8 protein-coding genes are annotated in these 9,826 nt (G+C 75.0%); 7 read left to right on the forward strand and 1 reads right to left on the reverse strand.

From position 1 onward, the window contains the following. The first annotated feature begins 162 nt into the window (after positions 1 to 162). From RNC47_RS20320 to RNC47_RS20330, 3 genes are all read left to right on the forward strand, one after another. Positions 163 to 1,515, forward strand: a complete 1,353-nt coding sequence (locus RNC47_RS20320; protein WP_311600738.1) for a M16 family metallopeptidase — start codon at positions 163 to 165, stop codon at positions 1,513 to 1,515. Between the two features lie 17 nt (positions 1,516 to 1,532). After that, a complete protein-coding gene (locus RNC47_RS20325) occupies positions 1,533 to 2,900 on the forward strand; it encodes a M16 family metallopeptidase (RefSeq protein WP_394814829.1) in 1,368 nt (455 codons plus the stop codon). Between the two features lie 194 nt (positions 2,901 to 3,094). Beyond that, on the forward strand, positions 3,095 to 3,772 hold the full coding sequence (locus tag RNC47_RS20330; RefSeq protein WP_311600741.1) for a GntR family transcriptional regulator: 678 nt from the start codon (positions 3,095 to 3,097) through the stop codon (positions 3,770 to 3,772). Between the two features lie 118 nt (positions 3,773 to 3,890). Here RNC47_RS20330 and RNC47_RS20335 read toward each other — a convergent pair whose 3' ends face one another. Continuing rightward, positions 3,891 to 4,190, reverse strand: coding sequence for an HPr family phosphocarrier protein (locus RNC47_RS20335; protein ID WP_311600743.1), 300 nt, complete (start codon positions 4,188 to 4,190; stop codon positions 3,891 to 3,893). Between the two features lie 87 nt (positions 4,191 to 4,277). Between RNC47_RS20335 and RNC47_RS20340 the strand changes: the two genes are divergently transcribed. From RNC47_RS20340 to RNC47_RS20355, 4 genes are all read left to right on the forward strand, one after another. Beyond that, entirely contained in the window at positions 4,278 to 6,989 is a 2,712-nt protein-coding gene (locus RNC47_RS20340; RefSeq protein WP_311600745.1) for a bifunctional acetate--CoA ligase family protein/GNAT family N-acetyltransferase, read from the forward strand. Positions 6,990 to 7,076: 87 nt separating this feature from the next. Continuing rightward, positions 7,077 to 7,664 (forward strand): DUF5998 family protein, encoded by a 588-nt coding sequence (locus RNC47_RS20345; protein ID WP_311600747.1) that lies wholly within the window; start codon positions 7,077 to 7,079, stop codon positions 7,662 to 7,664. Further along, positions 7,661 to 8,884: an alkaline phosphatase family protein gene (locus RNC47_RS20350; protein WP_311600749.1), complete on the forward strand. Its 1,224-nt coding sequence runs from the start codon at positions 7,661 to 7,663 to the stop codon at positions 8,882 to 8,884. Before RNC47_RS20345 ends, RNC47_RS20350 begins: the two co-directional genes overlap by 4 nt. Before the next feature lie 33 nt (positions 8,885 to 8,917). Then, positions 8,918 to 9,538 (forward strand): thymidine kinase, encoded by a 621-nt coding sequence (locus RNC47_RS20355; RefSeq protein ID WP_311600751.1) that lies wholly within the window; start codon positions 8,918 to 8,920, stop codon positions 9,536 to 9,538. Positions 9,539 to 9,826: the final 288 nt, after the last annotated feature.

Raw genomic sequence — 9,826 nt, forward strand, 5'->3', positions numbered from 1 at the left:
TCCTTCGTACGTCTTGACGGTCTGCTGGCGACCATTGTGGACCGGGCCACCGACAGCCGGGTACCAACCGCCGATCGCATCGCACACGCCGGCTCACCTTGCATAAGGTGACAGGACATCCGACAGACAACCGGACCGTCCGAGCGAAGGGACCTCACGCCCATGGGCCACACGGCCACCCCGCAGGATACCGCCGGCGGGCTCACCGCGACCGAACACAGGCTGCCCAACGGGCTTCGCGTGGTGCTGTCCGAGGACCATCTCACCCCCGTGGCCGCCGTCTGCCTCTGGTACGACGTGGGCTCCCGGCACGAGGTGGCGGGGCGCACCGGGCTCGCCCACCTCTTCGAGCACCTCATGTTCCAGGGCTCGCAACAGGTCACGGGCAACGGTCACTTCGAACTGATCCAGGCCGCCGGCGGCTCGCTCAACGGCACCACGAGCTTCGAGCGCACCAACTACTTCGAGACCATGCCGGCCCACCAGTTGGAGCTCGCGCTGTGGCTCGAGGCCGACCGGATGGGCACCCTGCTGGCCGCCCTGGACGAGGAGTCCATGGAGAACCAGCGCGACGTGGTGAAGAACGAGCGCCGCCAGCGGTACGACAACGTGCCCTACGGCACGGCCTTCGAGAAGCTCACCGCCATGGTCTTCCCCGAGGACCACCCCTACCACCACACCCCCATCGGCTCGATGGCCGACCTGGACGCCGCCTCCCTCGACGACGCCAGGGAGTTCTTCCGCACCTACTACGCGCCCAACAACGCGGTGCTCGCGGTCGTCGGCGACATCGACCCCGAGCAGACGCTGGCCTGGGTCGAGAAGTACTTCGGCTCCATCCCGTCCCACGACGGCAAGCGCCCGCCGCGCGACGGCACCCTGCCCGAGGTCATCGGCGGCGAACTGCGCGAGCTGCTGGAGGAGGACGTCCCCTCGCGCGCCCTGATGGCGGCCTACCGGCTGCCGCACGACGGCAGCCGCGAGGCCGACGCCGCCGACCTGGCGCTCACCGTGCTCGGCGGCGGCGAGTCGTCCCGGCTGCACAACCGCCTGGTCAGGCACGACCGGACGGCGGTCTCCGCCGGCTTCGGCATGCTGCGTCTCGCCGGCGCGCCCTCCATGGGCTGGCTGGACGTCAAGACCTCGGGCGAGGCCCGGGTCGAGGAGATCGAGGCCGCCGTCGACGAGGAGCTCGCCAGGTTCGCGCAGGAGGGGCCGACCGCCGAGGAGTTGGAGCGGGCCCAGGCCCAGCTGGAGCGCGAGTGGCTCGACCGGCTCGCCACGGTCGGCGGCCGGGCCGACGAGCTCTGCCGGTACGCGGTGCTCTTCGGCGACCCGCAGCTGGCGCTGACCGCCGTGCGCCGCATCCTGGAGATCACGGCGGACGAGGTGCGCGCGGTCGCCGCCGCGCGGCTCCGCCCGGACAACCGCGCGGTGCTGGTCTACGAGCCCACCGGCTCCCAGGAGGACGAGACCGAAGCCGAGAACGACACCGAAGGGGCCGACCACCAGTGAGCGACGTCACCGCGAGCATGCAGCTCCACCCGCGGCCGACCGCCGGGGAGCCCAGGCCCTGGGCGTTCCCCGCCCCGGAGCGCGCCACCCTGCCCAACGGCCTGACGGTGCTGCGCAGTCACCGGCCGGGACAACAGGTCGTCGCCGTCGAGCTGAACCTGACGGCGCCGCTGGCCGCCGAGCCGACCGGCCTCGAGGGCGTGGCCACGATCATGGCCCGCGCGCTGTCCGAGGGCACCGACCGGCACACCGCCGAGGAGTTCGCCGCCGAGCTCGAGCGCTGCGGCGCCACCCTGGACACCCACGCCGACCACCCCGGCGTCCGGGTCTCCCTCGAGGTGCCGGCCTCCCGCTTCGACCGGGCGCTGCGGCTCCTGGCCGACGCGCTGCGCGCCCCCGCCTTCCCCGAGCACGAGATCGAGCGGCTGGTCCGCAACCGCCTCGACGAGATCCCGCACGAGCTCGGCAACCCGAGCCGGCGCGCCGCGATGGCGCTCTACGACACGCTGTTCCCGGCCGACTCGCGCATGTCCAAGCCCCGTCAGGGCACGGCCGCCAGCGTCGAGCGGATCGACGCCAAGGCGGTGCGCGCCTTCTACGAGGCGCACGTACGGCCGGCCTCGACGGCCGTGGTCGTCGTCGGCGACCTCACCGGCATCGACGTGGACGCGGTGCTCAAGGACACCCTGGGGGCCTGGACCGGGCAGTCACCGGCGGTCCCCGCCTGGGAGCCGCCCGTCGCCGACGACACCGGCCGGGTGGTCATCGTGAACCGCCCCGGCTCCGTCCAGACCCAGCTGCTGATCGCCCGCACCGGGCCCGACCGGCACGACCCGGTGTGGGCCGCGCAGCGGCTCGGCGTCTACTGCCTCGGCGGCACCATCACCTCCCGCCTCGACCGGGTGCTGCGCGAGGAGAAGGGCTACACCTACGGCATCCGGGCGTTCGCGCAGGTGCTGCGGTCCAGGGCCGACGGCACCGGGCTCTCGCTGCTCGGCATCCGCGGCTCGGTGGCCACCGATGTGACCGGGCCGGCGCTGGCCGACCTCTTCCAGGTGCTGCGCACGCTGGCGGCGGAGGGGCTGACCGACGAGGAGCGGGACGCCGCCGTGCAGTTCCTGGTGGGCGTCGCCCCGCTGAGCTTCGAGACGGCGGCGGCCGTCGCCGGCACCCTGGCGGACCAGGTCGAGGAGGAGCTGCCGGACGACTACCAGGCCCGGCTCTACGTCCGGCTGGCCGAGACCGGCACGGTCGAGGCGTCGACGGCGGTGTCCCGGGCCTTCCCGACCGACCGCCTGGTGACCGTGCTGGTCGGCGACGCCGAGCAGATCGCGGAGCCGGTGCGGGCGCTCGGCATCGGCGAGGTGACGGTGATCGACGGCTGAGCGGCGCGCTGTCGGCCGGCGGCCCCGTGACCCCCCGGGTCGCGGGGCCGCCGACGTTACGGGTAAACGTCCGAAAGGCACCGGGTTTTCCAGAGGCGCTATCGGCATTCCCGGGTTTTTGCCATACAGTTCGGTGGAGTGACCCGGTAGAAATGCAACAGGGCTGACGCCGGCTATGTCTGTGGGGGTTTGTCATGCGTATCTCCGCGCACACGGTATGCACGGCGATCCGTGACGACATTGTGAGCGGCGTCCTCCCCCCGGGCGCCCGGCTCGCCGAGGAGCAGCTGGCCCAGCGGTACGGGGTCTCCCGGGTGCCGGTCCGCGAGGCGCTGCGCACCCTGGAGTCCGAGGGGTTCGTCACCTCGCGGCGCCACGCGGGCGCCTGCGTGGCCCAGCCGGGGGAGCGCGAGGCGGCCGATCTGCTCGACGTCCGGGCGCTGTTGGAGCCGCTCGGCGCGGCGCGCGCCGCGCAGCGGCGTACGGAGGCGCACCTCAAGGTGTTGCGCGGGCTCGTGCGCCTCGGGCGCCAGCGCGCAGGCCAGGGGCAGGAATCCGACTTGCGGTCGCTCGGCGACTGGTTCCACGAGACCGTCGCCCAGGCCACCTGCAGCCCCGGACTGACCACCCTGCTGGTGCAGTTGCGGCGCAAGATCACCTGGCTCTACACGGGCGAGCCCGTCTCCCGCGCCGTGGTGCTGTGGCAGGAGCGCGGCGCCCTCGTGGACGCCATCGCCCGGGGTGACGCGGAGCGGGCGCGGGCGCTCTCCGCCGCGCAGCTCGAGCGGTCGACCCCGGCCCGCAAGCAGACCAGGGCGGGCGCCGTGAGAACCCAGAAACCTGCTGTAAACACGGTGCGCGGCCAGATTTAACAGCGGCCGTATACACATATGCGAAAGGGTTGCGAATTCCGTCGCCGGAATCGCGCCCCGCGATTTCGTTGCCCGGAATTCAGGACCGGCGCCCGGCGCATTTATCGCGACGCCGGCGTCACACCGTTTCCGGCAGCTCCTCGAGCCCCTCGGAGACCAGTCGCGCGAGCCGGTCGACCGCCGCCTCGGCGGCCGCGGCGCCCTCGGCGTCGTCGGCGCTCGACGCGAGCACCACCTCCTCGCCGCCCTCGGCGCCCAGGCTCAGCACCGCGAGCATCGACGCGGCGTTCACCGGGGTGCCGCCCTTCCTGGCGATGGTCATCGGCACGCCCGTGGCCGTAGCGGCCCGGACGAAGATCGAGGCGGGCCGGGCGTGCAGTCCCTCCGCCCAGCCGATGGTGACGCGTCGCTCAACCATGATGGTGCCCTTCGGTTCGAACAGGGTGGAACGGTTGTGCTGTACGCCGGGCCGCCGTCCCGGCAGACCCAACCGTACGCTGATGCCATGCGGACGCCCGCCCAGCCGCCCTACCCCGCCCACTGGGAGGCCGACGTCGTGCTGCGCGACGGCGGCACGGCCCGGCTGCGGCCCATCACCCCGGCGGACGCCGACCGGCTGGTCGCCTTCTACGAGCGGGTCTCCGACGAGTCGAAGTACTACCGTTTCTTCGCCCCCTACCCCCGGCTCTCCGATCGAGACGTGCACCGGTTCACCCACCACGACTACGTGGACCGCGTCGGACTGGCCGCCACCGTGGGCGACGAGATCATCGCCGTCGTGCGGTACGACCGGATCGACGAGCACGGCCGCGCCGCCGCCGCGCCCGCCGACCGCGCCGAGGTCGCGTTCCTCGTCCAGGACGCCCACCAGGGCCGCGGCCTCGCCTCCGTCCTGCTCGAACACCTCGCCGCCGTCGCCAGGGAACGCGGCATCCGCCGCTTCGAGGCCGAGCTGCTGCCCGCCAACACCCGGATGGCCAAGGTCTTCACCGACGCCGGCTACTCCCAGCGGCGCAGCTTCGCCGACGGCTCCCTCCACCTCACCCTCGACCTGGAGCCCACCGCCCGCTCCCTGGCCGTCATGCGCGCCCGCGAGCAGCGCGCCGAGGCCCGTTCCGTGCGCCGCCTGCTCGCCCCCGCCTCCGTCGCCGTCGTGGGCGTGGGGCGCCGCCCGGGAGGCGCCGGCCGCGCCGTGCTCGCCGGGCTGCTCGCCGGCGGCTTCACCGGCTCCGTCCACGCCGTGAACGCCGCGCTGCCCGAGTCCACGACCGAGCTCGGCGGCGCGCCCGCCCACCGCCGGGTCACCGACATCGACGGCCCCGTCGACCTCGCCGTGCTCGCCGTCCCCGCGTCCCGGGTCGCCGGCGCCGTCGCCGACTGCGCCAGGGCCGGCGTCGCCGGACTCCTGGTGCTCGCCGCGGGACACGACAGGGAACAGCAGCGGGAACTCGTCCGCCTCGCCCGCTCCCACGGCATGCGCATCGTGGGCCCCAACGCCTTCGGCCTGATCAACACCGACCCGGAGGTCCGGCTCAACGCCAGCCCCGCGCCCCGGCTCCCGGCGGCCGGCCGGATCGGCCTCTTCACCCAGTCGGCGGCCATCGGCATCGCCGTCCTCGACGAGCTGGCCCGCCGCGGCGCAGGACTCTCCACCTTCGTCTCCGCCGGCAACCGCGCCGACCTCTCCGGCAACGACCTGCTCCAGTACTGGGACGACGACCCGGCCACCGGCGTCGCCCTGATGTACCTCGAATCGGTCGGCAACCCCCGCAAGTTCACCCGCATCGCCCGGCGCACCGCGGCCGCCGGCACCCCCGTCGTGGTGGTGCGCGGCGGCCGGCACAGCGGCGGCGCCCCGCCGCACGGCCACGCCGTCCCCGCCGGACACGCCTCCGAGGCGACCGTCTCCGCGCTGCTCGGCCAGGCCGGCGTGATCGAGGCGGACACCGCGACCGAACTGCTCGACATCGGCCTGCTGCTGGCCCACCAGCCGCTGCCCCAGGGTCCGCGCGTCGCCGTCGTCAGCAACGCCGAGGCCCTCGGCCTCGTCACCCACGACGCCTGCCGCGCCCACCGGCTGCGCCCCCTCGACCCGCAGGGACTCGGCCCGACCGCCCGGCCCGCCGACTTCGGCGCCGCCCTGGCCGCGGCCCTCGCCGACCCGGGCGTCGACGCGGTCGTCGTCGCCGTCGTCCCCACCGTGAGCGAGACCCCCGGCACCGCCGGCGACCCCACCGCCCGGCTGCTCGCCGACCTCGCGCCCGCGCTGGGCACCGCGCTCGCCGACGCCGCCACCGGCAAGCCCGTCGTCGTCGCCCAACTCGCCCTCGACGAGCTCGCCACCGCGCTCACCGCCCGCGGCATCCCCGTCTACCCCTCGGCCGAGCGCGCCGTCCGCGCCCTCGCCAAGGCCGTCGGGCACGCCGAGTGGCGGGCCTCCGCCGCCCACCCGGGGGAGCAGCCGGCCTTCACCGACATCGACGAGGACGCCGCGGCCGAACACGTCGTCACCGCCCTCGACCCGCGCCGCACCGTCACCCTCAACCACGTCGCCACCCACCGGGTGCTCACCGCCTACGGCATCCCGCTGCTGCCCGCCCACCCCGCGCCCGACGCCCGCGCCGCCGTCGCCGCCGCCCGCCGCATCGGCTTCCCCGTCGCCCTCAAGACCACCGCGCCCCGGCTGCGCCACCGCCCCGACCTCGGGGGCGTCCGGCTCGACCTGACCACCGAGGGCGAACTGCGCCGCGCCTACGCCGAGCTCACCCGGCAGCTCGGCGACCCGGCGGAACTGCGGCCGGTCGTCCAGCGGATGGCCCCGCGTGGCGTGGACACCGTGGTGCGGGCCACCGTGGACCCCGCCGTCGGCGCCGTGCTCTCGTTCGGCCTCGCCGGCGCCCCGGCCGAGCTCCTCGGCGACGTCGCCCACCGGCTGCTCCCCGTCACCGACCGGGACGTGCGCGAGCTGGTGCGCGCCATCAGGGCCGCCCCCATGCTGTTCGGCTGGCGCGGCGCCAGGCCGGTCGACACCGCCGCCCTGGAGGAGACGCTGCTGCGCCTCGGCCGGCTGCTCGACGACCGCCCCGAGATCGCCGCCGTCGAACTCGAGCCGGTGGTCGTCGCCCCGCACGGCGTCACCGTGCTCGGCGCCACGATCCGGGTGGCCTCCCCGCCGCCCCGCCTGGACCTGGGGCCGCGCCGGCTGCCCGCGTTCTAGGCGGCCGCCTACCCGCGCGTCAGCCCCCCGAGAACAGACCGGACAACGGCCCCACCACCGTCCGAGGCGACCCGTAGGATGGACCGCATGGCGAAGACCGGTACGACGTCCCAGGGGCTGCGGGAGGCAATCGAGCGCAGCGGCTACTACCCCGCGCTGGTCGCCGAGGCGGTGGAGGCGGCCGTCGGGCGGGAGCCCGTCACCTCCTTCCTCGTCCACCAGGAGACGACCTTCGACAGCAACGAGGTCCGCCGGCACGCCACCGTGCTGGTGCTGACCGGCACCCGGTTCATCGTCAGCCACACCGACGAGCAGTCGGCCGACAGCTCGGCCCCCGCGCCCTACGCCACCACCTCCACCGAGTCCGTGAAGCTGTCCCGGATCTCCTCCGTGGTGCTCAGCCGCGTCGTCTCCGACCCCCAGTCCTACGTGCCGGGCACGCTGCCCCGCGAGGTCGTGCTCACCATCGGCTGGGGCGCCGTCTCCCGGATCGACATGGAGCCGGCCAACTGCGGCGACCCCAACTGCGAGGCGGACCACGGCTACACGGGCTCCACCACCGCCGACGACCTGTCACTGCGCATCAGCGAGGCCGGGGACGGCCCGGAGACGGTCCGTCAGACGCTGGAGTTCGCCCAGGCGCTCTCCGAGGCGACGGCGGTGTCCGCCAGGTGACCCACCCCCGGTCGGGGCGCTGGGAGACGGAGCCGTCCCCAGCCGGAGATCCGGCGCCGCTCGATCCGCGCCTCGCCCCGGCACCGGAGTACGGCACGGGCTCACTCGCCGACGTGCTGCCGGCCGCCGCGGCCGGGCTCGGCGTCCCCGGGCTCTCCTCACGCCTCCAGCTGCCGCCGGCCGACCGGGTCTGCGTCTTCCTGGTGGACGGCCTCGGCTGGGAGGCGCTGCGGGCCCACCCGGACCGGGCGCCGTTCCTCACCTCGCTGCTGCCGTCCTCCCGCGCCGGCACGGGCCGCCCCATCACGGCCGGCTTCCCCGCCACCACCGCCACCTCCCTCGCCTCCGTCGGCACCGGCCTCGCGCCCGCCGCGCACGGCCTCGCCGGATACAAGGTCCGCGACCCGGCCACCGGCGAGCTCATGAACCAGCTGCGCTGGGACCCGTGGACCGACCCGGCGCTCTGGCAGCCGCACCCGACCATCTTCCAGCGCGCCCAGGCGGTCGGCGTCGCCGCCGCCCAGGTCACCGCCCCGCACTTCGAGCACACCCCGCTCACCCGGGTCGCGCTCTCCGGCGGCACCTTCCTCGGCCGCCGGGACGCGGGCGAGCGGATGGACCTGGCGGCCGGCCGCCTCGCCGTCGCCGACCGGGCCCTCGTCTACACCTACTACGCCGAACTGGACGGCGTGGGCCACCGGCTCGGCATGGCCTCGGCCGCGTGGCTCGCCGAACTCGCCTATGTGGACGGCCTGGCGCAGCGCCTCGCCGAGCAGCTGCCGCCCCGCTCCGCGCTCTACATCACCGCCGACCACGGCATGGTGGACGTGCCCGACACCGCCGAGGCCCGCTTCGACTTCGACGAGGACTGGGAGCTGCGGGCCGGCGTCGCCCGCCTCGGCGGCGAGGGCCGCGCCCGCCACCTCTACGCGGTGCCGGGCGCCGCCGCCGACGTGCACGCCGTCTGGCGCGAGGTGCTCGCCGAGCACGCCTGGGTGGTGACCAGGGACGAGGCCGTCGAGCTCGGCTGGTTCGGGCCCCCGGGCGTCGACCTGGAGCCGAGGGTGCGGGAGCGCGTCGGGGACGTGGTCGTCGCCATGACGGGGAACGCCGCCGTCGTCGCCGGCGAGTCCGAGCCCAGGGAGTCCGCGCTCGTCGGCATGCACGGTTCGGTCACGCCGGCCGAGCAGCTGGTGCCGCTCCTCGAAGTCCGCACCTGAAGTCGCCCGAAGCACCTACTTGGAGCAGGACCCTTGGCCGAACTCGCCTTCTTCTCCGGCACGATGGACTGCGGGAAGTCCACGCTCGCCCTCCAGATCCAGCACAACCGCTCGGCGCGGGGCCTGCGGGGCCTGATATTCACGCGGAACGACCGGGCCGGCGAGGGCCTGCTGTCGTCGCGGCTCGGTCTGGTCACGCAGGCGACCGAGGCCGACGAGAAGTTCGACTTCCACGCCCACCTGGTCGGCTGCCTCGCGGCCGGCGAGCGCGTGGACTACGTGATCGCGGACGAGGCGCAGTTCCTCTCGCCCGAGCAGGTGGACCAGCTCGCGCGGGTCGTCGACGACCTGAGCGTCGACGTCTACGCCTTCGGCATCGCCACGGACTTCCGCACCAAGCTGTTCCCCGGCTCCCAGCGGCTGATCGAGCTGGCCGACCGGGTCGAGGTGCTGCAGGTCGAGGCGCTGTGCTGGTGCGGGGCCCGCGCCACGCACAACGCGCGCACGGAGGGCGGCCGGATGGTGGTGGAGGGCGCGCAGGTGGTCGTCGGCGACGTCGGCGCGGCGGCGACGGCCGAGGTCGGCTACGAGGTGCTCTGCCGGCGGCACCACCGCCACCGCCTGACGGCTGCGGCGGCGGCTGCCGCCGACTGACCATTCTGTGAGCGGGCGGTGGCCCGCCGGCCCGGGCCACCGGCGCGCTCCGCGCGCCTGGCGGCCGTGCCGCGCCCACCCACCCGCCCTCCGGGCGGGTCGTCGCGCGGCAGGGGCCGGGTGACCCGGCGGCGCAGCCGCCGCGGGCCCTCGGCCCTGGCGGGCCGAGCACCGCGCGCAGCGCGGTTCGGCCCGACACCCCGGCGCGAAGCGCCGGGCATCCGGCGGCGAAGCCGCCGCAGGCCAGACCCGCAGGGCCCCCGCGCGAAGCGCCGAGAAGGGTGGGTG

It is taken from the genome of Streptomyces millisiae (assembly GCF_031845425.1).
GTDB classification, from domain to species: Bacteria; Actinomycetota; Actinomycetes; order Streptomycetales; family Streptomycetaceae; genus Streptomyces; species Streptomyces millisiae.

Coding starts and splice junctions, on each gene's coding strand:
- RNC47_RS20325 (WP_394814829.1), top strand. CDS start 1,533: ATGCAGCTCCACCCGCGGCCGACCGCCGGGGAGCCCAGGCCCTGGGCG.
- RNC47_RS20335 (WP_311600743.1), bottom strand. CDS start 4,190: ATGGTTGAGCGACGCGTCACCATCGGCTGGGCGGAGGGACTGCACGCC.
- RNC47_RS20345 (WP_311600747.1), top strand. CDS start 7,077: ATGGCGAAGACCGGTACGACGTCCCAGGGGCTGCGGGAGGCAATCGAG.
- RNC47_RS20330 (WP_311600741.1), top strand. CDS start 3,095: ATGCGTATCTCCGCGCACACGGTATGCACGGCGATCCGTGACGACATT.
- RNC47_RS20320 (WP_311600738.1), top strand. CDS start 163: ATGGGCCACACGGCCACCCCGCAGGATACCGCCGGCGGGCTCACCGCG.
- RNC47_RS20340 (WP_311600745.1), top strand. CDS start 4,278: ATGCGGACGCCCGCCCAGCCGCCCTACCCCGCCCACTGGGAGGCCGAC.